The sequence below is a fragment of the Streptomyces kryoterrae genome (assembly GCF_054072135.1).
Genome location: NZ_CM133358.1, coordinates 5,502,816 through 5,524,208, shown reverse-complemented (window position 1 = coordinate 5,524,208; position 21,393 = coordinate 5,502,816). Strand labels below are relative to the sequence as shown.

Genomic DNA, 21,393 nt, shown 5'->3' with positions numbered 1-21,393 from the left:
CTGCCCGACGATCAATACCTCGATCGAGCGATCACGAACCGAGAAAGATCGGACTTAACGTCCACTCAGAGCGCGTCCTTCGACGGAGTGATCAGCTCGCCGGCCTTGCGTACCGGCGGCAGGACGCTCCACGGGAAGTTGATCCAGTCATCGGTCCGCTTCCACACGTATTCGCACTTCACGAGGGACTGCGTCTTCTCATAGATCACCGCGGAACGCACCTCGGCGACGGCTCCCAGGCAGAAGTCCCGCACCAGTTTGAGCGTCTTGCCGGTGTCGGCGACGTCGTCGGTGATGAGGACCTTCTTGGCGGAGAAGTCGATGGCGTTGGGGACGGGCGCGAGCATGACGGGCATGGGAAGCGTGGTCCCGACGCCGGTGTAGAACTCGACGTTGACAAGATGGATGTTCTTGCAGTCGAGGGCGTACGCGAGCCCGCCGGCCACGAACACACCCCCGCGCGCGATGCTGAGGACGACGTCGGGCTCGTACCCGTCGTCGACGATGGTCTGCGCGAGTTCGCGGACGGCGACGCCGAACTGCTCGTAGGAGAGTTCCTCCCGCTCCTCCCGTACGACCGTCATACCTGCGTCCGGTGGAAGTTGAGGAAGGACCGGGAGGCGGTGGGCCCGCGCTGCCCCTGGTAGCGGGAGCCGTACCGCTCGCTGCCGTACGGGAACTCGGCCGACGAGCTCAGCTGGAACAGACAGAGCTGGCCGATTTTCATACCGGGCCAGAGCTTGATGGGCAGCGTCGCGAGGTTGGAGAGTTCGAGCGTCACGTGCCCGGAGAACCCGGGGTCGATGAACCCGGCGGTGGAGTGGGTGACGAGCCCGAGCCGCCCGAGCGAGCTCTTGCCTTCGAGGCGGGAGGCGAGGTCGTCGGGGAGGCTGATGACCTCGTAGGTCGAGGCGAGAACGAACTCCCCGGGGTGCAGGATGAACGGCTCGTCGCCCTCGGGCTCGACCAGGCGCGTGAGGTCGGCCTGCTCGATCGAGGGGTCGATGTGGGGGTAGCGGTGGTTCTCGAACACCCGGAAGAAGCGGTCGAGGCGCACGTCGACGCTCGACGGCTGCACCATGGATTCGTCGTAGGGATCGATCCGTACGCGCCCGGAGTCGATCTCGGCCCGGATGTCCTTGTCTGAGAGAAGCACGCCCCGAGGATACGCAAGACGCGCGAACCCGACACCACCGGCCGGTTCCGCGCGCCCGCCACTGCTTCTGCTACCTGTACTTCACACTTCACAGGTTTGCTTCTACTTACTGCTGGTGCTCCGCTGCTGCTGCTCCAACGTCACTGGCACCACACTGCGGAGCCGCGCGCAGCGCGGACACCGGACCAGCCGGCCGGGGCCGAGCCGCTCGGCCTGCTGCATCGGGAACGAAGCGGTGCTGAACACGTGCCCTTCGGCACAACGGACGACGGTGCGCTCGATCAAGTCCTCAGAGTCCCTTCCCCAAGAGCCGTCGCCGGTCACTGTCGAGACCAACGAGGAAAGCCACATTACGGGACGAAAAGGTCGACCCCCCAGGCGGCACTCCGATACCGCCCAGCCCCTCTTCCGCGCCCCACCGTACGCCCCAACTCCGGCCCCTCACAGCCGGGTCGCACCGCGAAAACGCGTCCGATCCGCGTCCCGTTCATGTCCGGTCCACACCCGGAACACCCCTGGAATCCCCCGGAAACGGGGACAGGCCCCACGGCTTCGATGCCGGGGGCCTGGCGTGCGGTAGAGTGACTGAGCGTTCGGACACCGGCCATACCGGCGTCTTACGCGGGTGTAGTTTAGTGGTAGAACATCAGCTTCCCAAGCTGAGAGTGCGAGTTCGATTCTCGTCACCCGCTCCATGATGAAACCCCAGGTCAATGGCCTGGGGTTTGTTTATTGTCTAGTCCAATTCGGGGGTTCCGCGCCCTCCGCGTGCCCTAAGTCGAGGTCGAACACGCACCCAGGGCCCCCTTGAGGGTGAATTGAGGCACCCCGCCACGAGATCGTCTCAAATAGTGAGACCCGTTTCGAGTGACCTGCATCACTCTCTGTGCAAATGGCGTTCAAGTCGCCTACGCAAAGGGTGGGTTCGCGCCAGGCACGGAATAGGTCAGTCGAAACGGTGCTCGACGGACCAAATGGACCAGGGTCTGTCCGGTCAGCGGGGATGACACCGGACAGACCCTGGCGTATTCGGGCGCGACTGGGCGCGGCGAGGTCGGCTGAGCGCGCGGGGGAGATCGGCTTGGGTGATTCCGTCGCCGTCCGTCGGTCAGTCCAGCAGCAGGACCGTGGTGTCGGGCGGCAGCATGCCAGCCTTGTTCAGCGGTCCTGAGGTGAGGAGAGGGCTCCAGGCGTCGGGGAGTGGCATCGGACGGTCGGACAGGTTGACTGCGCACAGCAGGCCGTTGCCGCGTTCGAAGAGGAGTGTGCCGGCCGGACTGTCCAGCCAGCGGAACGCCTCGCCTCGCAGGTTGGGGTTGGTGCGGCGCAGGCGCAGGGCGGAGCGGTAGAGCTGGAGCATGGAGGTGCGGTCGGCCTGGTTGGCTTCGGCGGTGTACGACTTCCAGTCCTGCGGCTGGGGAAGCCAGGGGGCGGCAAACCCGACTGTGCTGAAGCCGAAGGGTGGGGTGTCGCCGGTCCAGGGGAGGGGGACTCGGCAGCCGTCGCGGCCTCGGACGGTGTGGCCCGAGCGTTCCCAGGTGGGGTCCTGGAGGAGCTCTTCCGGGATGTCTTCGACCTCGTACAGGCCGAGTTCCTCGCCCTGGTAGATGTACGCGCCGCCGGGCAGGGCCAGCATCAGCAGGGCCGCCGCCCGTGCTCGGCGGGTGCCGAGGGCGAGGTCGGTGGGGTGGCCCTGGTCGTGCGTCGGGGTGGTGACGCCGGTGTGGGCGCGGCCGTATCGGGTGACGTGGCGGGCTTCGTCGTGGTTGGAGAGGACCCAGGTGGCGGGGGCGCCGACCGTCGCCAGATCGGTGATCGTGCGGTCGATGACCTCCCTCAACTGGTCTGCTTCCAGGGCGCACTTGAGGAAGTCGAAGTTGAAGGCGGTGTGGAGTTCGTCCGCGCGGAGGTAGTCGGGCATGCGGCCGGGGCGGACGTGGGCCTCGGCGACGAAGACGCGGGGGTCGGGGTAGCTGTCGGCGATGGCGCGCCAACTGCGGAAGATGTCGTGGACGCCGTCGCGGTCCCAGTGCGGGTGGTTGTCCTCGTGGGCGATGACGGAGAACTCTGGCAGACCGAGGTCCGGCAGGGCCGGGTCCTTGACCATGCCGTGGGCGACATCGATGCGGAAGCCGTCGACGCCCAGGTCGAACCAGAAGCGCAGGATCGACTCGAACTCGGCCCGGACCTCGTCGTTGTCCCAGTTGAGGTCGGGCTGTTCGGGGGCGAAGAGGTGGAGGTACCACTGGCCGTCCGGCGTGCGGGTCCAGGTGGGGCCGCCGAAGGCCGCGTGCCAGTCGTTCGGGGGCTCGCTGCCGTTCTCCCCTCTTCCCTCGCGGAAGATGAACCGCTCCCTCTCCGGGGAGTCGGGCGCCGCCGCCAACGCCTTCTGGAACCAGGCGTGTTGGTCGGAGACGTGGTTCGGGACGATGTCGAGGATCACCCGCAGGTCCAGCTCGTGGGCCTCGGTGATCAGCTTCCGGGCCTCGTCGAGGGTGCCGTAGACGGGGTGGATGTCTCGGAAGTCGGAGACGTCGTAGCCGCCGTCGGCCAGCGGGGACGGGTACCAGGGGTTGATCCAGATCGCGTCGACACCGAGGTCGGCCAGGTATCGGAGGCGGGAGCGGAGGCCGGCGATGTCGCCGGTTCCATCGCCGTCGCCGTCGGCGAAGCTGCGTATGTACACCTGGTAGATGACCGCGGAGCGCAACCAGGCGCTGTTCACGGCGTCCTTCGTCACGTCGTTCGCGGGGGTCGGGTTGTTCATGTGGCTCGGTCCTGTCGGAGTGGGGGTGCGTACCGCATCGGGATTCCCGCCCGGTTATCCCTTGGTCGCGCCCGCCGTGCCGCCGCGTACGAAGTGCCGCTGGAAGGCGAAGAACACCAGCGCTACGGGGATGGTCATGAGCAGAGTGGCCGCGAGCTTGATCGGGAACTGGTTGCCGTCGCCGAGCTGACCGGAGACGAGGGAGGCGACCCCGGAGGTGAGGGTGTTCAGTTCCGGGCTCTGGCGGGACACGATGAAGTGCGGCAGTTCGTTCCAGGATCCCTGGAACGACAGGATGGTCAGGGTGATGAGGGCCGGCTTGGCCATCGGCAATACGACGGACCAGAAGATCCGGAAGGTGCTCGCGCCGTCGATCCGGGCGGCTTCCTCGACGCTGACGGGGATCGACTCGAAGAACTGCTTCATGATGAACACCCCCGCGGCGTCGGCGAGCAGCGGAATGATCATGCCCGAGTAGGAGTCGTACATCCCCAGTTGGTTGAGGACGAGGAACTTCGGGATGAGCAGGACGACGCCGGGCACGGCCATGACCGCGATGACGGCGCCGAACAGCGCGCTGCGGCCGCGGAAGTGCAGCCGGGCCAGTGCGTAGCCGGCGAGGGAGTCGAAGAACACGCGGCCCGCGGTGACGAGGAGCGAGACGACGACGGAGTTCGTGAACCAGCGGGCGTAGTCCGCTTCGGCGAGCCGGCTGAAGGCTGCTGTCGTGAAGTGGGCCGGCCACAGGGACAAGGGGTGGCTGGTTGCGTCCGCGTCGGTCTTGAAGCTCGTCGCGAGCTGAATGAGGAAGGGGTAGATGTAGAGGAGCGCGATGGCGACGAGGGCGGTGTAGCCGAGTACGCGGGTGAGGCGGTCGCGGCGGCTGCGTTTGTCCGCGTGGCGGGGCGCGTGCCTGTCGTCTGCGTTCGCTGCGGTGTCTGCGTCGGCGAGCTGGTGCTGTGGGCTCATCGCGTGCCTCTGTTGTGGACGTCGGCTGTGGCCGCAGGGGCGACGGCTGCGGTGGTTTTGCTGCGGGTGGGGTGGGCCGGTGCGGCGGTGTGGGGCATCAGATCGTCCCCGTGGTCGGGCCGGATCCGGAGCGGGCCGCCTTCGCCGCGCGCCTGGTGGCGGCCTTGGCGCGGGCCTCGTCCTTGTCGCGCAGGACGAACCGTTGCAGGAGCGTCATCGCGACGATGATCGCGAAGAGGATGAAGGCGATGGCGCTGCCCTGTCCCCACTCGTTGTCGATGAACGAGGACTGGTACGACAGGAACGCGGGGGTCATCGTCGTCTTTCCCGGTCCGCCCTTGGTCATGACGTAGATCTGGTCGAAGACCTGCCAGGTGCCGATGAGTCCGAGGGTCAGGACGAGGAAGAGGGTGGGCTTGAGCATGGGCAGCGTGACGTGGCGGAACCGCTGCCAGCGCCCGGTGCCGTCGATCTCGGCGGCCTCCTCGACTTCGAGGGGGATGTCCTGCAGCGCGGCGAGGAACATGAGCATGAACGTGCCCGCCGTCGTCCACACGACCAGGGTGATGATCGCGGTCATGGCGACGCTGGGGCCGGAGATCCAGTCCCAGAGGGACAGGCCGCCGATGGTGGTGTCGGCGAGTGCGGCGGGTGGCGCGTCGTTGTTGACGCCGAAGGCGCCGAGGGCGAGGTGGATGATGCCGCGCGGATCGGCGAACCAGGCCGGGCCGTCGACTCCGATCTTCGCCAGCAGGGAGTTGACGACGCCGCTGGAGGAGAAGAGGAACAGGAAGACGACCGAGATGGCGACCGAGCTCGTCACGGCCGGGAAGTAGTACGCGGTGCGGAAGAAGCCCTTGCCCTTCAGCCGTCTCCCGTTGACCAGGAGCGCCAGGCCCAGCGCGAGCACCGTCTGCAGCGGGACGACGAAGAACACGTAATAGGCGTTATTGCGCAGGCTCATCATGAAGTCGCTCTGCGTCAGACCGGGCTTGGTGACCAGTGGCGCGTAGTTCTCGCCGCCGACGAAGTGAACGCCCGAGGAGAGGGGGCTGCCCTGGCCGTTCCAGTCGGACACGCTCACCCAGAGCGCCATGAGGATCGGCACGACCAGGAAGAGTCCGAGCACGACGAGGACGGGTGAGACGAACAGCCAGCCGGCGAGACCTTCCCGGCCTCGGATGCCGCTGCGGGGGGCTCGGTAACGGCGGCCCCGGCCTCCGACGGTCTTGGCGGTGTCCGCCGTTCGGGCCACTGCCGGGCCGCTGCCCGGGCCCTGTGCGGGCCCGGGATTCGGTTCACTCATCGCAGGTTCACTCTCGTTCCGTTCGGGTCCGGACTGTCCGGGTAGTCCGGGGGCCGGACTGTCCGTGTTACTGGCCTACGACCGCCTGCGCGTTCTTCTGGAGTCGCGCGAGGATCTGCTTCGGGTCGCCGCCGGGCAGTGACTGGAGGCCGGTGTCGAAGTCGGCGAGCACCTGGTCGATCTTCGCGACGTTCACCGGGGCCTGGGCATAGGCGGCACCGTCGATGAACGCCTTGTCCTGCGGGAACTGGGCGACGTACTCGGCCTGCGCGGACTGCCGCGACGGCATCACACCGATCGCCTTGGCGAAGGTCAGCTCAGCGTTCTTCTCTGTCATCGCCTTGACGAAGTCGATGGCAGCGGCCTTGTTCTTGCTCTTGGCCGCGATACCCCAGCACTGGGTGAAAGCGAGCGTGCCCTTCGTGCCCGTAGGACCGGCCGGCAGCGGAACCGTCTTGTACTTGACGCCCGGGTAGTCGCTCTTCATGGCGCCGGCGATCCAGTTGCCCTCGATCGTCATGGCGGACTTCTGCTTGCCGAATGCCTCGCCCGACCAGCCGGAGTCGAGTTGCTTGGGGTACTTCGCCGAGCCGTCGGCGAGCAGCGACTTCACGAACGTCAGGGCCTTGAGGTTCTCGGGAGAGTCCGCGGTGACCTTGGTGGCGTCCTTGTTCGTCACCCATCCGCCGGCCTGGACCATGAAGGCGCCGATCCGGTCACGGGTATCGCCGAGTGCGAGGCCGACCTGCTTGCCCGTCGTCAGCTTCTTCGCCACGGTCGCCAGCTGTTCCCAGGTGGTGGGGATGTCGGCGTCGGTCAGGCCGGCCTTCGACCACGCGGTGGTGTTGATCTGGAGGCCGAGTGTGGAGAAGTCCTTGGGGATGCAGTAAAGCTTGCTGTCGTAGGTGAACGCCTGGCGCAGCGCGGGGTAGAAGTCGTCCTTCCCCGCGAAGCTGTCGCCGTACGGCTCGAGACTGCCCGCGCTCGCGTACGTCGCGAACCGGCCGGCGTCGACGTAGAAGACGTCCGGCGGGTTGTTCGAGGCGAAGCCCTGGCCGAGCTGCTGGTCGATGTCCGTGGCCTGGTTGACGGTCGCCTTGTTGCCGGACTTCGTACCCCACGCGTTGGCGGCGTCCGTGACGGCGTTCTTCTCGGCGTCGCCGCTGGCGGCGATGAGGACCTTGATCGAGGCGGGGCCGGACGACGCCTGGCTGTCCGCCTGGTCGGTGTCGTCGTTGAACCCGCTGCCGCCACAGGCCGACAGGCTCAGCGACAGCAGTGCGGCGCCGCCAACAACCCAGCGTGTACGCGGATTTCTCATGATAAATCTCCTTGTGCAGACCGGCTTGACGAGCCGGTGGTATATGGGGGACCGCATCCTGTCGCCGCACGGGCCGTGGGCGGGATCGCGGATGTTCGACGAACGGGCTACGAAGCCGTTCGACAGGGGGAAATACGGGTACGGCGGAGCGGCTCAGCCGCTCCCGCGGACCACCAGCCGAGGCGGCAGCAGGACCGGGGTGGGTGGGACGGCCGGCGGTTCGGGCGCCGCCAGAAGTTCCTGAAGCATCCGCAGACAGGCGGCGGCGGCTTCCTCGTACGGCTGCGCCACGCTGCTCAGGCCGACGACCGCTGCGGTCGGGGAGTCGTCGAAGCCGACCACCGCGACATCGACGCCTGGGCGCAGTCCGCGCGCGGTGATCTCGGTCCAGGCCCCGAGGGCCAGCGAGTCGCTCGCGCAGACGATTGCGGTCGGCGGGACGGGCAGGTCGAGCATCGCCGCAGCGGCCTTGCGGCCGGTGTCGAGCCCGTCGGGGACGCCCATGTCGTATCCGGCCGGGACGTCGACTCCGGACACGGCGAGGAGGTCGGACCAGCCCCTGCGCCGGTCGTCACCGACCTCTAAACCTTCCGGCCAGCCGAGGAAGGCGATGCGTCCGTGACCGGCCTCGACAAGGTGCCGGGTCGCGGCAAGGGTCCCTTGCGCGCCGTCGACATCGACCCAGCCGTGCGGCTCGGGGGCCTCGGGTTCAGCTCCCCAGGGCCGGCCGAAGGTCACGAACGGCACCCGGCGCTCGGTCAGCCAAGCCGTCCGGCGGTCACCGGCGTGGGTGGCGTGCAGGACGAACGCGTCGAGATCGTGATCGTCGAGAAGCTGTTCGTACAGGGAGCACTCGTGGTCGTCGTCGGTGGCCGTGAACACCACGATCCGGTAGCCGGCCTCCTGGGTACGGGCGGTCAGCGACTGGAGGAAATGGGCGAGCACGGCACCGTTCACGCCGTCGCGCGGCGGCTCTATACGGGCGCCGATCAGCTGTGAACGCCGGGTCCGCAGCGTCCGGGAAGCCTGGTTCGGACGGTACTTGAGTTCCTTGATGGCGGCCTGCACGCGGGCCAGGGTCTCCGGCCGCACCCGATGCGGAGCGTTGATGACGTTGGACACGGTCTGTGTCGACACGGAGGCATGCCGCGCCACGCTCTCGAGTGTTACTCGCGCCATCGCGAAGCCACCTCCACAAAGTTCACTGCGTCGCAGCGTATCGCCGTCGCGGTGCCGCATGGTCACGGTATCCCGACTGGATTTGAACGTTAAATTTAGCGTTCCAATCGGTTACTGTGGCGATCGGCGCCCGGACTGTCAAGAGTCGGCGCAGTCACGAATCGTCATCACAAACCGCCCACACGACACGAGGGCACCGGACGGAGCTCCCATGACCTCACCCCAGCGCCAGCCGCTCCTGCACGACCTCGCGGTCACCCTCTCCGCCCCAACCGTCGTGCTGTCCGAGCCGGACGGCAACCTCGACGCCACCGTTCCCGGGGCCGAAGTGCAGGGGGTCTTCCATGCCGACGTACGCGCGGTGAGCCTGCTGCGCGTGACGGTGCGCCCTGGCGCCGCAGCGGTGGACGGCGTCGTCGGAGACGATGGCCTCGCAGCGGCGGCCCGTGACGGTGGCTGGCTGCCGGTCGTCGCGGTGATGAACGCGGCGGACGGCCCCGGCCGCAGCCGTTTCGTCGGCCTGGCCCAGGCGCTCGGCGACGCCGTCCCCGACCCGACCGTCCGGGTCGACCGCCGGCGCATCCTCAACCCCGGCCTGCTCACCGAACAGCTGACCGTCCGCTCCACCGCGACGACGCCGGTGCACCTCTCCGTCCGGGTCGAGATCGCCGGGGACCTCGCGCCGCTGGAGCACGCGAAAGCGGGCCTGGCAGCCCGGGCTCCTCATGTGGCGGTAGGTCAACTGTCGTCCGGCACCGGTGTGTTGAGCTGGGGCGACGGCACGGTCGCCGTCGCTGTCAGCGCCCCCGGCGCGACCCCCGACGCCGAGCACTCCACGCTGACCTGGACCCTCACGGTCGCGCCCGGCGAAAGTGTCGACCTGCACCTGGCCGTCGAGATCACGGAACCCGACGCGGTTGTCACGGCCGCAGACCCCCGGCTCACCTGGCGGCGCCCGGACGTCACCGCCGACGACCGCCGGCTGCCCGCCCTCGTCGCGCAGAGCTTGGACGACCTCCACTCGCTGCGGATGGCCATGGCCGCGTCGCCCGGTGACACCTTCCTCGCCGCAGGGGTGCCCTGGTTCTTCACGCTCTTCGGCCGGGACAGCCTGTGGGCCGCACGGATGCTCCTGCCGCTGGGCACCGACCTCGCGCTGGGCACCCTGCGCACCCTGGCCGCCCAGCAGGGCACGCGTACCGATCCGGCGGCGGAGGAGGAGCCGGGCAAGATCCTCCACGAGGTGCGGCGCGGGGTCTTCGACGACGGCATGGGCCTTGTCCTGCCGCCGGTCTACTACGGCACGGTCGACGCGACGCCCCTGTGGATCTGCCTGCTCCACGACGCGTGGCGCTGGGGCCTGCCCGCCGCCGACATCGAGCCGCTGCTGCCCGCGCTCAAGGCGGCTCTCGGCTGGATCGACGCCGCAGCCCGGGCCGGAGACGGGTTCCTCTCCTACATCGACAACAGCGGCACCGGGCTGGCCAACCAGGGCTGGAAGGACTCCGCGGACGCCGCCCGGTTCGCCGACGGCCGGCTCGCCGAAGCGCCCCTGGCTCTCGCCGAGGTGCAGGGTTACGCCTACGAGGCCGCCCGCGCCGGAGCGGCACTCCTCGACGCCTTCGGACTGCCGGACGGCGACCGCTGGCGAACCTTCGCGGCGGACCTCGCCGACCGGTTCCGCTCCCGGTTCTGGGTCTCCGACCAGCAAGGCCCCTACCCCGCCATGGCACTTGACGGCTCCGGCCGCCCCGTCGACTCCGTCACGAGCAACATGGGCCACCTCCTGGCCACCGGCATCCTCAACCCCGACGAGACCGCCACCGTCGCCGCACGACTCGCCGCCCCCGACATGTCCGACGCCTACGGCCTGCGCACCATGTCATCCAACTCCGGCGGCTACGGCCCGCTGCGCTACCACTGCGGCACCGTCTGGCCCCACGACACCGCCATCGCCGTCACCGGCCTCGCCCGCACCGGCCATCCCGAAGCCGCCGCACGGCTCATCGAGGGCATCCTCGACGCCGCACCGGCCTTCGACTACCGCCTGCCCGAACTCTGGGGCGGCGACGCCCGCGCGGACACCCCCGCGCCGGTCCCCTACCCGGCCGCCTGCCGGCCGCAAGCCTGGTCGGCGGCAGCAGCCATCGCCCTCATGACGGCACTGACCGGACTGGATCCCGACGTACCCGCGGGCCGTCTCCGTCTCCTGCCGACAGGTGCGCTGCCCGTCGGAGCGCTCACCGTCGCGGGGCTCACCGTGGCGGGAGAACGGCTCGATGTCACGATCGGCTCCGACGGCCGGGTCGAGTCGGTCGCGGCGCCTGCGGGACTGGTCGTCGAGGGGCACGCGGCCTTGCGGTCCTGAGGATCACCCCGGCTGACCGGTGCTACGACCACCGATGCTGTCGCCAGACCAATGCCCTTGTGGGGCCACCGGGGCATATGAGCCTGGAACACGACGCCGATGTACGGACCCCGGCCGGAGATCTGAGCGACCAGGTTCCGCATGACCACCGCGCTGTCATGCTCCTTCGGCCGGCGTTGCCTCCGCAGTTGCCTCGCGTAGTTGCTGCCGGACCTCTGTGTCGATGCCCCGGGCCAGCCTGCGCTGATGCTTCGCCGTCGAGTGCTGGTAGATCAGCTGGGCCCGCTCAGAGGACTGGCCGGCGCGGACCATGAGGTCTTTCAGCTTGGCGCCGGTGTCGGCGGCGAGGGTGTTGCCGGTGTGGCGGAGGTCGTAGAAACGGAAGTTCTTCGGCACGCCGACCTTGGTACGCGCCTTACGCCACTTCCGACCGAAGGTCGAGCGGCGGAAGGGGGCGCCCTTCTCGCCGACGAAGAGGAGGCCATCCGACTCCTTCTCCGCGAACCACTGCAAGTGGCGGCGCAGCTCCGGGAGCATGAAGTCGGGCAGGTAGACCGTGCGCTTGCCCGCCCGGGTCTTGGGGTCGCCGGTGACGCGCCTACCGTTGGTCAGCTCCGGGGAAGCCTGCGTGACGCGCAGGGAGCATTCGTCGATATCGACACTGTGACGGCGCAGTTCGGCCAGCTCCTCCGGGCGGAGCGAGGCGAAGGCGCCGAGCAGGACCATCAGGCGCCAGCGCGGGCCCATGGCATCGGCGAGGTCGAAGACCTGCTCGATGGTGGCGGTGGGGCGTTCGTCGGCCTCCTCCTTGCCGGCGCCCTTGATACGACACGGGTTGCTGGCCAGGAGGTCGTCGTCGACCGCCGTCTGCAGGATGGCCTTGAGCAGGCGGTACGACTTGGCGACCGTGGTGGCGCCCGTCGCCTTCAGCCGCTCGGCTCGCCACGTGCGGACGGAGGACGGCGCGATCTCGTCCAGATTCTTGCCGCCGAAGGCCGGCAGGATGTGCAAGCGCAGCAGGCCGTCGTAGCGGTCGAGCGTGGTCGGGGCCAAGCCGCGCTCCTCCGCCCAACGGAGTGCGTACTTCTTGAAGTTGACCGCACCGGCGTCCGGGTCTCGCCAGTGGTTGCGCTCGATGTCGGCGCGAACCAGGTTGAGCCAGTCCTGGGCGTCGCTCCGGGTTTCGAACGTCTCCGGTGCGGTGTGCCGCTGTCCGTCCGGGCCGAGGTAGCGGGCCTGCCACCGGCCGGAGGCGAGCTTGCGCACCGTGCCGAACTCGCGCCGCCTCTGCGGCTTGCGTCCCGCCATCAGGCGGCCCTCCCAAAGCGGGTGCGGATGCGGCGGACCGGCTCGACGGTGTGCGCATCGACGTACTCGGCGACCGCGCTCTCGGGGATGCGGACGGGGTGGCCGATCTTGACGTAGCGGATACGGCGCTCGGCGATCAGACGTCGTATGAAGCGCTCGATCCTGTCCGACGAGGATTGGGCGGCCATCGCCCGCCGCATGGTCGCTGCCACCGGCATCGCCCCCGACGGCGACGAAGCAGCCTGCCGGTGGGCAGCCGTCCGCCACGCCGACGACCACATCCACATCATCGCCACCCTCGTCCGCGACGACGGCCGCCGACCCCGCCGCCACAACGAGGCCCGCCGCGCCCAGGCCGAATGCCGCCGCATCGAAGCCGACTACGGGCTGCGCCGTGTCCCGCCCGGGGACGGCACCGCTGCCAAGCCCCCCACCAGCGCCGAACGCCACAAGGCCGAACGCGAAGGCAGAGAGCAGGCGGCACGCGAGGAGCTGCGGGAGACCGTACGGCGGGCTGTGGCGGGAGTCATGAGCGAGAAGGAGTTCTTCGACCGGCTGGCCGCCGCTGGCCTACTGATCCGCAAGCGCGTCGCACCCTCCGGCGACCTGCTCGGCTACAAGGTCGCCCTCCCGGACAACCGCAACGGCGAGAAGGAGCCCGTGTTCTACGCCGGTTCCACCCTTTCCCCCGACCTATCCCTGCCCCGCATCCGGAAACGCTTCTCCGGCGGCAGCGAAGCCTCCAGAGGAAGCGAAAGCGCGCCCTCCCCTCGATCGCCCGGTGCGGCCTCCGCACGCCGAAGTACGGCCACAGCCGGGTGGCAAGCACTGCTGATCATCGACAACGGCGACGACGGCCAGGTGGCCGCGCAGATCGCGGCGGCCGGGGAGGTCCTGGACGCGCTCGCCAAAACCTCTGCCGCCCATACCCGCGCCGAACTGCGCGACGCAGCCTTCGTGTTCGAGCGGGCAACCCGCTCCCACATCCAGGCCGAGCGCGGACACGACCGTGCCCTGCGCCAAGCCGCCCGCGACCTCGTCTACAGCGGGCCGGCACTCGGCCGCGGGGAAGACGGCGCAACCACCGCGATGGCCATCGACATGCTGTTCTTCCTCGTCACCGCCGCCGCCCACTGGCATGCGAAGAAGGAGCACGCCCAGCAGGCAGCCGCCGCCCGCGAGGCTGCCGAACACCTGCGCACCGCCTACCAAGCCGCCGCCGACGTCCCGTTGAGCGTGCTGTACCAGCGGGGTCGGCGTCTGTCCCAGCCCCTGCGCCAGAAGCAGGCCGCCCATCTGCGGGCGGCCGTGCCGGAGCTGGCCGAGCAGATCCTGGCCGAGCCGGGTTGGCACGCCCTGGCGGCCACCCTCGCCGATACCGAGAGCGCCGGCCACGACCCGGCCGCCCTGCTGACGGAGGCTGCCGGACGGCGGGAGCTGAGCAGCGCCGACTCGATTAGCGACGTGCTGGTGTGGTGGCTACGCGGTCTGGCCGACCTGCCCGCCGACGCCACCACGATGCCCAACCTCACCCCCACTGCGGCCAAGGGCAGCGGGCGCGTAGCCTCGCCCACCCCGAGCCGAGACGGCCGGCCCCGCAAGACGCGGTGATGCAGCACATACGCCGGTGCCTCTCTGCCAAGGACAGGCAGAGGGGCACCGGTGAGTAAGGGAGGTGGGTGAGCGACCTGATCCCTGTCCAGCGGTATCAAGCCTGCGGTGCCGTCAGGGCGCGGGTCGTCAGCTGCGGCGGACGACGGTGAGCCGGCCCTCGGCGTTCTTGGGCACGGTGCGGCGGGGCACCGGGACCGGTGAGGCAAGCGATGACGCGAACACAGCCACCAAGTCGTTCGGAACGCTTGCGCTGAAGCTGGCGCACCACAGATACGAGGCGCCGATCACGGGTTCAGCCCACGCCTGCCAGCCCACCAGGTCAGGGCGCGGGTCGGCGTCCTCGATGAGCGGCGGCAACGTCTCCAGGGAGGCGGTGGAGGACAACCCGGGGTCCGTGGCGGTGGTGCGGGGGCGGTCCACGTCGCGGATCCAGCCCCAGGCACTGAGCGCGTTGATGACCGTCTCAGGCCCGTCGAAGCCCGTGTCGGGTGCCTCACGGGCGTCGATCGCCAGGAGGAGATCGGCGAGCGCCTCGTACGGAATGCCGGTGGTGAAGTACGCGTTCCACTCCGTCATCACGGACGTGGCATGCGGGCGGGCACTCAGTTGCCAGGCGACGGGCAGTCTGCCCAGCTCGAACGGGTGGGCCGCGAGGATCCACTCGGCGCCACGCAGCCCGTCCGGGCTCACGTACAGCAGGGTGTGGCGGGCCGTGGGCCACATACGCCAGCCGAGGCCGGCCAGGGTGTCGCCGATCCGCTCGGCGAGAACGCCGTCGTCACCGGCGAGGTGACGCGGGGTGACCCAGTACACGGGGTCCGGCAGGTCGGGACGGGAAGGATCGCTGGAGTGGTGCGGTTGCAGGGGCGCCTCCGTGCGCTCGGGATGGGTTACTGACGGTCGTTGACCTGGGGTTTCGGAAGATCGTCCACGTTGACATGCCCGTCCGCAGAGCACCAGTGGTTTCCGGATCTTCCCTGTCTGCCGTCGGCGAACCGGTGAATCGTCAAGGGGGCCCGCGCCCACTTGCATCGACCAAGGTTTCCCAGCGAAGAGGGGCGGACAGCAATCGAATCCGGCCATCCCAGGAGTCCCCCAACTGGCCTGCGGCTCGTCGCTCTACCCCCGGCCGCGTAAGGTCAACTCCCGTACTCCTGGCAAGTTTCGGCAAGTTCCTCGTTTCACGGCACCGTCGCGGGCAAGCTCTGGCACAGAGATCGTTACCGGCATCCGAGGAGGACATCATGGCCCTGCGTAAGCTCGGTAAGGACCCGGAGAGTCCCAGTGGCGGCTCCCCCACCATCTACCTCGACGAGGAGAAGGACAGCTACCTCGTGCAGGGGCTGAAGGTGGAGGACATCGAGCGCCTCGGGCAGATGGACATCCCCGGCCACGAGTCGGTGGTGGAGATCCCCCGGCGCATGGTGCAGTTCTTCCTGGAGGTGAAGAAGGCCGATGAGGACCCCGACGTTTGAGGAACTGTTCCGCGACTGCCAGCGGACGGCCATCCATCTGGAGATGCGCGACGCCTACATGAAGTCGGACCCGGCCTTCATCGACTGGAAAGCCGGCGCGACGCTCGACCCGGCCGAGCGCTGGTCCGACTGGCACAACATCGTCACCGAAGCGACCTCAAGAGGCGTCGAGGTCCGCCGGGCCCGCGTCGTGTCAACTCCCGTCAGCGAGTACATCCGCTTCGAGTACGACGTGACGGACGGCCTGAACATCGCCGCCGGCGAAGACGTGCGCTGGCTCTCCCGGCGCAACGCAACGGGCCTCGCGCTTCCGGGCAACGACTTCTGGCTTTTCGACTCCAGCCTCGTCCTCGTCAACCACTTCGACGGCGACGGCGAGAACATGGAGATAGAACTCACGGAAGACGCGGAAGTCGCAAAGTTCTGCGAGTCGGCCTTCGAAGCCGTGTGGACGCGGGCAACACCCCACGCAGAGTTCCAGCCGGCCTGACAGCTCGAACGGCACCTTGCAGCGACATGACATCACCATCTTCGAGCGTTCAGGAAGCCCGCAGGGCCCTGGGTAGACGCCTGAGCGAAATCCGGCTCGAAGCCGGGCTCACCAAGCGAGCGTTGGCCACCAGTCTCGGCTGGCACGAGTCGAAGTGTTCGCGCTTCGAGAGCGGCACTCGCCCGCCCTCGGAGCGTGACCTTCGTGCGTGGGCTACGGCTTGCGGTGCACAGAGCGCGGCCGAGGATCTCGTCTCGACGGCCCGTGGCATCGAGGGCATGTACGTCGAGTGGCGCCGGATGGAGCGCACCGGCCTGAAGCAGGCCCAGGAGTCCGTCCTCCCCCTGTGGGAACGCACTCAGCGCTTCCGCATCTACTCGCCGTGGCTGATTCCCGGCCCGGTGCAGACGGGCTCGTACATCACCGCGCTACTCACCTCCATTCGCGACCGTCGCGGCCTCATCGATGACGTGCCAGCGGCTGTCAGGGTGCGCGTGGAGAAGCAGCAGATCGTGTACGGCAACCACACGTTCGCGGTCCTCCTGGAAGAGGGGGCACTCCGAAAGCGCATAGGCGGAACGGAGGTGATGGCTGGCCAACTCGGTTACCTGCTCAGCGTTATGGCGCTGCCCTCGGTGAGCCTCGGCATCATCCCCGAGGACGCCGACCGTTCCAGCCTCTGGCCTGTCGAGGGCTTCTTCCTCTACGACGACCACACAGTCCACGTCGAACTCGTCTCGGCCCACCTCGCCGTCACGCAGAAGCACGAACTTGCCATGTATGCCCAGACCTTCACGGATCTGGCCGAACTTGCCGTCTACGGCCCGGCTGCACGCGAAATCATCACGGCAGCCATCGAATCCCTGGGGTGAATGCCGGGCAAGTTCCGGCACACTCGTAGAGCCTCACCCACCGCCCTTCTTAGCGTTACCGGCACGGCTGGAACACGTGCGCTGAAGGGGCGAAGCGGTGATCACTGTGGCAAGTAGTGGCAAGGCATCGAGAGCAACCGACAGCGCTGGGACCGAAGTTCTCCCGGTCGGCGTCGAGACGATCTCCGAAAGCACCGATGCAGTGCTCGCCATGCAGATGGCCACCTCGACCCGCAAGGACATGGACAGGTCCCTGCCGGAGATCATCGGGCAGCTCAACCTTCTCCTCGGTGAAGATCTGGGGGCAGACGAGGACGAGGACGTGCGGGAACTGTTCCGCACGGGGTACCGGCTCCTCGACCTGCAGAACCGTCCGACCGCAGAGACCCCGTCGTTCGGCGCCTTCATCTACCTCCGGGACGCCGCCGACATCACGCGAAGGCTCCTGTGGATCTACACCCAGCGCCACGGACTCGGTGCCCCGTGAGCGTCAGGGAGGACCAGATCATCCGGGAGCTGTCCCACTACATCCACGAGCACCCTGCCGAGAAGACGGCGCTGATGCCGGTGTACGACGCCGCCCACGACCACGCACAGCGCGGGACCTGCACCCACAGCCAACGCTGCCCGCTCGTGACAACGGGCGCGGTCGTCGTCGACGAACGCAATCGCGTCCTGTCCCTCCGGCACGAAGGAGCCTTCACCCTTGCCGAAGCGGAGCCGGAGGCACAGGACGACTCGCTCAGCGGGGCTGCCCTGCGTCTGCTGGCCGAGGCGGTCGGCATTCGCGAGGTATGGACGGAGCCCGACAGCGAGGGCCCCTTCCTGATCGACGTGACCCGAGCCGGGCAACACGGGTATGGCCCCCGCCTCCGGATCGGCTTCCGATACCTCTTCCGGGCCCACTCTGGCGCCATCGCTCCGATGGTGATCGAAGCCGGCGCGGCGGCCTGGATGCCCCTTGGAGAGATCGGTATCCCGTCAGTCCGCGACCGCCTTCACGGCCACCTGGTCGGTGTTCCGTGAGCCCCCGGAATCAGCAACTCGCCTACGTGGCAGGTCTCTTGGCGCTCGGCGGCTCGATCCTCCTGGCCATCTGGAGAGGCTGAATGCACGAGCGCCGCACCACCGACCCGACTCCTGCACCCCTTCCTCCCCTCGGCACCATCGCCGGTCAGAGGCAGCCCAGTGATGTCCGCATAGGCGACTTCGTGTGCGTCGACGGGCTGTACCTGCCGGTCCGCGACATGCGGTCCGCCGGCACTGCGGGGCACCGGGTGCTGATCTTCGACGGGCACGCCCCATGGGTCATGAACAAGCCGACGACCACGTATCGGCCCATCGAACTCCTTTGACCCCGGGCCTTATTGGGCCATCACGAGAACTGTCACCTCAGCCCAGCGAGGAGCTTTGCCATGCGCTTCCGCAAGATTCACGGAGCGGGGAACGACTTCGTCCTGTTAACCGACTCCACGCCGGACGGCGAGAAAGACTGGCCGAAGGAGGCCGAGCGCCTCTGTGCCAGACGAACCGGCGTAGGCGCGGACGGCCTTGTCATCAGCAGCCTGATCAGCATCAGCCCGGTCGTCCTCGATGTCGGTTGCTTCAACGCTGACGGCTCGGTCGCGACGATGTGCGGGAACGCTCTGCGGTGCACCGCCTGGGCCGCGCACCACGACCACGGCTTCCGCGAGATGAGTCTCCGCATGGCGGGAGTAATGCACGAGGCGATCGTGAGCGACGACTCCGTGTGGGTCACGGCCGAAGTTGGCGCGGTCCATCCCCGACGCGTCCAGACCGTCATCAACGGCAAGCCGACATGGTTCGACAGCGCCCACACCGGTACTGAACACGTCGTCGCCATCGTGGACGACGTGGACGCCATCGACGCGGTACTCGTCGGACGCCTCATCCGCCACCACACAGACCTTGCCCCGCTGGGGACGAACGTCAACTTCGTACAGGCCGCCGGCAGCCAGACGCTGAAGATCCGCACCTACGAGCGCGGCGTCGAGGCGGAAACCCTGTCATGCGGGAGCGGAGCCGTCGCGGCCGTCGTCGTCGCCACCATGCGCGGACTCGTGTCGCCGCGTGCCGTCACCGTCCACAACCGCGCCGGGGAGCCGCTGACGGTCCGGCCGCATCCCGACCGGCCGAAGCGGACTCACTGGGTCGGCGGGCCGGTCACCAACACCTTCGAAGGGGTCCTCGCATGACTCAGTTCCTCGGCTCCGGCTCTCACCTCGCGGTACGAGAGGCCGCCCAGAACCTTCGCGACTGGCAGCGCGACCGCGAGGGGCTCGGTGTCGCCCTCGTCTACGGGCCAGTGTCGGCAGAGGACCGGCTCTACCACTCGAAGTGCCCCGTGGACCAGCGCTCCGTGACCGCCCTGTCCGCAGCCCTGGACGACATCGGAGCCCGCTGGAAAGTGCTGAACCCGTGCGAGCCGGACTTCATCATGGAGCTGGCCGGGTACGACGTGGCCCTCTCGAACCTTCACGGGCCGTACGGGGAGGACGGGAGGCTACAGGGACTGCTCGACTACCTGCGCGTGCCGTACTGCGGCAGCGGGGTCGCAGCATCTGCGGTGGCCGCCGACAAGATCCTCTGCAAGCGGGTGATGCTGAGCCTCGGCGTCCCGACGCCCGGATGGTGGGTGTGGTCCGGCGGCCCGATGGACTGGAACGGACGGGCCGCGATGGTCAAACCGCCCTTCGGCGGATCCAGTGTCGGCATGAGCCTGGTACGCGAACAGGCGGACCTCCCCATGGCACTGGCGGCCGCTGCCGGCGAAGAAGGCGAAGCCGTACTCGTCGAGGACTACCTGACCGGCGTACCCCTGACCGTGGGGCTCCTGGAACTGCCCGGAGGCGCTGTCATCGCACTTCCCCCGTTGGCCACCGAAGCCACCGAAGCGGAGTTCTACGACGCCGACACGAAGCTCGACATGGATTCCCGGGGCACTGTGACTGTACGGGCTGCCGAGCTGCCGCCCGAGGTGCTGGCCAAGGTCACCGAACACGCCGCAACGCTGTGGGACGGGCTCGGACTGCGTGGCTCGGCGCGCGTCGACTTCATCCTCACCGAGGACGAGCAGCCGTACGTGCTGGAGGTCAACACCACGCCGGGCATGTCCCGCGACAGCAACTTCGTGGTGGGCGCCGCGATGGTCGGACTCACACACACGGACGTCGTAGTGGCCATGCTGCACGAGGCGTTGACCCGCCCGCCCTACGATATCCCCCTGCCCACTCCCGCGTTCGCCGGCACCACACCGACTCGGGAGGCTGCCGTCTCACCGTAGGAGCCCGCCCGCTGTGTCGCGCGTCCACGACGTCCCCATGTGCCGACAGCTCATCGCCCCCGCCGAATGGGATCTGCACGGAGGATGGGCACTCGGGGATCGGACCGAATGGTCCAACCGGGCGTGCGGCCTGGCGTCACTGAGAATGATCCTGCTCGCCTACGGGCGCACGGCACCCACGGTGACGGAACTGCTGAAACTCGCGGTCAAGAACGAGGTTCTGACCCCGCGTGGCGCACTCCACGCGGGGATCGCGAGCCTGGCCACCGACCTCGGCATCCCTGCGACCGCAGAACCCGTTCCGGTCGAAGACCTACTCGCCCGCCTCGATGACGCACCCATCATCGTGTCCGTCACCGAGCAGTTCCCCGACGACGGCCGTTCCGGAGGCCACCTCGTCATCCTTCGCGGCTACGAGGACGGTCCCGACCCCGCCATCTTCATCCGGGACCCATCGGCCTGGGGGCAGGTGCACGATCGAATCCCCTTGAGCTGCCTGTCCCCTTCCTACGCCGGCCGCGCGATCACCTTCGCGCCCCTGAACAACGGAGAGTCCTGATGCCCGAGACAGACGGCGACACGACCGAGGCCGCAGGCGGTCGGAGGATCGCCGTACTCGGAGAGATGCTGGAGCTGGGCGACGAAGCCGTGGAAGCTCACCGAGAAGTCGGGCGCATGGCAGCCGAGAACGGCGTCGATCTCATCGTGGCGGTCGGCGACACACTCGCCAAGCAACTCGCCCTCGCGGCCGGCGCGGCAGGCGTACCGGACATCGCGATGGTCGGCGACAACGGCACCGCCGCCGCCTACCTGGCCTCGATCCTGCGCCCCGGCGATGTCGTGCTCGTGAAGGCGTCCCGCGGCGGACAGCTCTGGCAGGTCGCCCAAGCACTAACCGGGCAGCCCGTCACGGGCCTGTGAGCGGGTCGTCGGCTTCGCTGGGCACACCAGGACAGGGCCGGTCGAGAAACCCGATTCGATCCCGGCCCCGTAGAACCGTCCGAGCACTCGTAGATACTGGCCGACATGGCAGAAGCCTCCGATCCGCAGCAGGACGTCACCTACCGAGCGCCGGTCGGCTCCGTCGACCTCAAGGCGTTCGACGACGACGGCAACTCGTACGAGATCCATGCCTGCCACGACTGTCTGCCGTGGCACGCGGAAGTCGTGGTCGTTGCCGGGGAAGTCCTCGTCAGGGAGTGGCATGCCGTCGGGTGTCCACAGTTCCAGGAACTCATCCGAGACTGAGACGGGAATTCATCAC

The 21,393-nt window shown here is 68.4% G+C and carries 23 protein-coding genes, 1 tRNA gene and 1 pseudogene; 14 read left to right on the top strand and 11 right to left on the bottom strand.

Features of this window, described 5'->3' with window-relative positions:
- Window positions 1-65: 65 nt before the first annotated feature.
- From ACW4TU_RS24280 to ACW4TU_RS24270, 3 genes are all read right to left on the bottom strand, one after another.
- Complete coding sequence (locus tag ACW4TU_RS24280) at window positions 66-584, bottom strand: phosphoribosyltransferase (protein WP_457416880.1); 519 nt, start codon at window positions 582-584, stop codon at window positions 66-68.
- A complete protein-coding gene (gene dcd / locus ACW4TU_RS24275) occupies window positions 581-1,156 on the bottom strand; it encodes a dCTP deaminase (protein ID WP_164312339.1) in 576 nt (191 codons plus the stop codon). The genes ACW4TU_RS24280 and dcd overlap by 4 nt, the downstream gene beginning before the upstream one ends.
- Before the next feature lie 102 nt (window positions 1,157-1,258).
- Window positions 1,259-1,438: a hypothetical protein gene (locus tag ACW4TU_RS24270; RefSeq protein WP_329283113.1), complete on the bottom strand. Its 180-nt coding sequence runs from the start codon at window positions 1,436-1,438 to the stop codon at window positions 1,259-1,261.
- Window positions 1,439-1,777: 339 nt separating this feature from the next.
- Between ACW4TU_RS24270 and ACW4TU_RS24265 the strand changes: the two genes are divergently transcribed.
- Window positions 1,778-1,851: transfer RNA gene (locus ACW4TU_RS24265), tRNA-Gly, on the top strand.
- A 413-nt stretch (window positions 1,852-2,264) separates the two neighbouring features.
- Here ACW4TU_RS24265 and ACW4TU_RS24260 read toward each other — a convergent pair.
- From ACW4TU_RS24260 to ACW4TU_RS24240, 5 genes are all read right to left on the bottom strand, one after another.
- Window positions 2,265-3,923, bottom strand: coding sequence for a glycoside hydrolase family 13 protein (locus tag ACW4TU_RS24260; RefSeq protein ID WP_457416878.1), 1,659 nt, complete (start codon window positions 3,921-3,923; stop codon window positions 2,265-2,267).
- A gap of 54 nt (window positions 3,924-3,977) precedes the next feature.
- Window positions 3,978-4,892: a carbohydrate ABC transporter permease gene (locus tag ACW4TU_RS24255; RefSeq protein ID WP_457416876.1), complete on the bottom strand. Its 915-nt coding sequence runs from the start codon at window positions 4,890-4,892 to the stop codon at window positions 3,978-3,980.
- 97 nt (window positions 4,893-4,989) lie between these two features.
- Entirely contained in the window at window positions 4,990-6,198 is a 1,209-nt protein-coding gene (locus ACW4TU_RS24250; protein ID WP_457416874.1) for a carbohydrate ABC transporter permease, read from the bottom strand.
- Between the two features lie 67 nt (window positions 6,199-6,265).
- On the bottom strand, window positions 6,266-7,519 hold the full coding sequence (locus ACW4TU_RS24245; protein ID WP_457416872.1) for an extracellular solute-binding protein: 1,254 nt from the start codon (window positions 7,517-7,519) through the stop codon (window positions 6,266-6,268).
- Between the two features lie 153 nt (window positions 7,520-7,672).
- Window positions 7,673-8,698 (bottom strand): LacI family DNA-binding transcriptional regulator, encoded by a 1,026-nt coding sequence (locus ACW4TU_RS24240; RefSeq protein ID WP_457416870.1) that lies wholly within the window; start codon window positions 8,696-8,698, stop codon window positions 7,673-7,675.
- Window positions 8,699-8,909: 211 nt separating this feature from the next.
- On the opposite strand from ACW4TU_RS24240, the gene ACW4TU_RS24235 reads away from it, so the two are divergent.
- Window positions 8,910-11,066 carry a glycogen debranching N-terminal domain-containing protein gene (locus tag ACW4TU_RS24235; RefSeq protein ID WP_457416868.1) on the top strand — a complete coding sequence of 719 codons (2,157 nt, stop codon included), beginning with the start codon at window positions 8,910-8,912 and terminating at the stop codon, window positions 11,064-11,066.
- A gap of 156 nt (window positions 11,067-11,222) precedes the next feature.
- Here the strand turns inward: ACW4TU_RS24235 and ACW4TU_RS24230 are convergent, their stop codons facing one another.
- Window positions 11,223-12,374: a tyrosine-type recombinase/integrase gene (locus ACW4TU_RS24230; RefSeq protein WP_457416866.1), complete on the bottom strand. Its 1,152-nt coding sequence runs from the start codon at window positions 12,372-12,374 to the stop codon at window positions 11,223-11,225.
- Entirely contained in the window at window positions 12,374-12,562 is a 189-nt protein-coding gene (locus ACW4TU_RS24225) for an excisionase family DNA-binding protein (protein WP_457416864.1), read from the bottom strand. The genes ACW4TU_RS24230 and ACW4TU_RS24225 overlap by 1 nt, the downstream gene beginning before the upstream one ends.
- Between ACW4TU_RS24225 and ACW4TU_RS24220 the strand changes: the two are divergent.
- Window positions 12,531-13,985 (top strand): annotated as a pseudogene (locus ACW4TU_RS24220) (relaxase/mobilization nuclease domain-containing protein); the annotation flags it as partial. The gene ACW4TU_RS24225 and the pseudogene ACW4TU_RS24220 sit on opposite strands and share 32 nt — an antisense overlap.
- Before the next feature lie 129 nt (window positions 13,986-14,114).
- On the opposite strand, the gene ACW4TU_RS24215 reads toward ACW4TU_RS24220, so the two are convergent.
- Window positions 14,115-14,801, bottom strand: a complete 687-nt coding sequence (locus ACW4TU_RS24215) for an SPDY domain-containing protein (protein WP_457416862.1) — start codon at window positions 14,799-14,801, stop codon at window positions 14,115-14,117.
- A gap of 431 nt (window positions 14,802-15,232) precedes the next feature.
- On the opposite strand from ACW4TU_RS24215, the gene ACW4TU_RS24210 reads away from it, so the two are divergent.
- From ACW4TU_RS24210 to ACW4TU_RS24160, 11 genes are all read left to right on the top strand, one after another.
- Complete coding sequence (locus ACW4TU_RS24210) at window positions 15,233-15,463, top strand: hypothetical protein (protein WP_053744568.1); 231 nt, start codon at window positions 15,233-15,235, stop codon at window positions 15,461-15,463.
- Window positions 15,444-15,953 carry a DUF6879 family protein gene (locus tag ACW4TU_RS24205; RefSeq protein WP_457416860.1) on the top strand — a complete coding sequence of 170 codons (510 nt, stop codon included), beginning with the start codon at window positions 15,444-15,446 and terminating at the stop codon, window positions 15,951-15,953. The genes ACW4TU_RS24210 and ACW4TU_RS24205 overlap by 20 nt, the downstream gene beginning before the upstream one ends.
- A gap of 26 nt (window positions 15,954-15,979) precedes the next feature.
- A complete protein-coding gene (locus ACW4TU_RS24200) occupies window positions 15,980-16,825 on the top strand; it encodes a helix-turn-helix domain-containing protein (protein WP_457416858.1) in 846 nt (281 codons plus the stop codon).
- 211 nt (window positions 16,826-17,036) lie between these two features.
- Window positions 17,037-17,312: a hypothetical protein gene (locus ACW4TU_RS24195; RefSeq protein ID WP_457416856.1), complete on the top strand. Its 276-nt coding sequence runs from the start codon at window positions 17,037-17,039 to the stop codon at window positions 17,310-17,312.
- Window positions 17,309-17,851 (top strand): NUDIX hydrolase, encoded by a 543-nt coding sequence (locus ACW4TU_RS24190; protein WP_457416854.1) that lies wholly within the window; start codon window positions 17,309-17,311, stop codon window positions 17,849-17,851. The genes ACW4TU_RS24195 and ACW4TU_RS24190 overlap by 4 nt, the downstream gene beginning before the upstream one ends.
- Window positions 17,852-17,934: 83 nt before the next feature.
- Complete coding sequence (locus ACW4TU_RS24185) at window positions 17,935-18,180, top strand: hypothetical protein (RefSeq protein ID WP_457416852.1); 246 nt, start codon at window positions 17,935-17,937, stop codon at window positions 18,178-18,180.
- 60 nt (window positions 18,181-18,240) lie between these two features.
- The gene (gene dapF / locus ACW4TU_RS24180) at window positions 18,241-19,041 is read left to right on the top strand and encodes a diaminopimelate epimerase (protein WP_457416850.1); all 801 of its coding nucleotides are present in this window, start codon (window positions 18,241-18,243) and stop codon (window positions 19,039-19,041) included.
- Window positions 19,038-20,129 (top strand): D-alanine--D-alanine ligase family protein, encoded by a 1,092-nt coding sequence (locus ACW4TU_RS24175; protein WP_457416848.1) that lies wholly within the window; start codon window positions 19,038-19,040, stop codon window positions 20,127-20,129. The genes dapF and ACW4TU_RS24175 overlap by 4 nt, the downstream gene beginning before the upstream one ends.
- 37 nt (window positions 20,130-20,166) lie before the next feature.
- On the top strand, window positions 20,167-20,688 hold the full coding sequence (locus ACW4TU_RS24170; RefSeq protein WP_457416846.1) for a C39 family peptidase: 522 nt from the start codon (window positions 20,167-20,169) through the stop codon (window positions 20,686-20,688).
- Complete coding sequence (locus ACW4TU_RS24165) at window positions 20,688-21,050, top strand: glutamate ligase domain-containing protein (RefSeq protein WP_457416844.1); 363 nt, start codon at window positions 20,688-20,690, stop codon at window positions 21,048-21,050. The genes ACW4TU_RS24170 and ACW4TU_RS24165 overlap by 1 nt, the downstream gene beginning before the upstream one ends.
- A gap of 105 nt (window positions 21,051-21,155) precedes the next feature.
- Window positions 21,156-21,377, top strand: coding sequence for a hypothetical protein (locus ACW4TU_RS24160; protein ID WP_360080770.1), 222 nt, complete (start codon window positions 21,156-21,158; stop codon window positions 21,375-21,377).
- Window positions 21,378-21,393: the final 16 nt, after the last annotated feature.

Excerpts from the sequence above, each read along its gene's own strand:
- ACW4TU_RS24185 (WP_457416852.1), top strand. The coding sequence starts at position 17,935 with ATGCACGAGCGCCGCACCACCGACCCGACTCCTGCACCCCTTCCTCCC.
- ACW4TU_RS24235 (WP_457416868.1), top strand. The coding sequence starts at position 8,910 with ATGACCTCACCCCAGCGCCAGCCGCTCCTGCACGACCTCGCGGTCACC.
- ACW4TU_RS24210 (WP_053744568.1), top strand. The coding sequence starts at position 15,233 with ATGGCCCTGCGTAAGCTCGGTAAGGACCCGGAGAGTCCCAGTGGCGGC.
- ACW4TU_RS24200 (WP_457416858.1), top strand. The coding sequence starts at position 15,980 with ATGACATCACCATCTTCGAGCGTTCAGGAAGCCCGCAGGGCCCTGGGT.
- ACW4TU_RS24175 (WP_457416848.1), top strand. The coding sequence starts at position 19,038 with ATGACTCAGTTCCTCGGCTCCGGCTCTCACCTCGCGGTACGAGAGGCC.
- ACW4TU_RS24260 (WP_457416878.1), bottom strand. The coding sequence starts at position 3,923 with ATGAACAACCCGACCCCCGCGAACGACGTGACGAAGGACGCCGTGAAC.
- ACW4TU_RS24230 (WP_457416866.1), bottom strand. The coding sequence starts at position 12,374 with ATGGCGGGACGCAAGCCGCAGAGGCGGCGCGAGTTCGGCACGGTGCGC.
- ACW4TU_RS24160 (WP_360080770.1), top strand. The coding sequence starts at position 21,156 with ATGGCAGAAGCCTCCGATCCGCAGCAGGACGTCACCTACCGAGCGCCG.
- ACW4TU_RS24250 (WP_457416874.1), bottom strand. The coding sequence starts at position 6,198 with ATGAGTGAACCGAATCCCGGGCCCGCACAGGGCCCGGGCAGCGGCCCG.
- dapF (WP_457416850.1), top strand. The coding sequence starts at position 18,241 with ATGCGCTTCCGCAAGATTCACGGAGCGGGGAACGACTTCGTCCTGTTA.
- ACW4TU_RS24280 (WP_457416880.1), bottom strand. The coding sequence starts at position 584 with ATGACGGTCGTACGGGAGGAGCGGGAGGAACTCTCCTACGAGCAGTTC.
- ACW4TU_RS24255 (WP_457416876.1), bottom strand. The coding sequence starts at position 4,892 with ATGAGCCCACAGCACCAGCTCGCCGACGCAGACACCGCAGCGAACGCA.
- ACW4TU_RS24240 (WP_457416870.1), bottom strand. The coding sequence starts at position 8,698 with ATGGCGCGAGTAACACTCGAGAGCGTGGCGCGGCATGCCTCCGTGTCG.
- ACW4TU_RS24205 (WP_457416860.1), top strand. The coding sequence starts at position 15,444 with ATGAGGACCCCGACGTTTGAGGAACTGTTCCGCGACTGCCAGCGGACG.
- ACW4TU_RS24195 (WP_457416856.1), top strand. The coding sequence starts at position 17,037 with ATGCAGATGGCCACCTCGACCCGCAAGGACATGGACAGGTCCCTGCCG.
- ACW4TU_RS24245 (WP_457416872.1), bottom strand. The coding sequence starts at position 7,519 with ATGAGAAATCCGCGTACACGCTGGGTTGTTGGCGGCGCCGCACTGCTG.
- ACW4TU_RS24225 (WP_457416864.1), bottom strand. The coding sequence starts at position 12,562 with ATGGCCGCCCAATCCTCGTCGGACAGGATCGAGCGCTTCATACGACGT.
- ACW4TU_RS24165 (WP_457416844.1), top strand. The coding sequence starts at position 20,688 with ATGCCCGAGACAGACGGCGACACGACCGAGGCCGCAGGCGGTCGGAGG.
- ACW4TU_RS24170 (WP_457416846.1), top strand. The coding sequence starts at position 20,167 with ATGTGCCGACAGCTCATCGCCCCCGCCGAATGGGATCTGCACGGAGGA.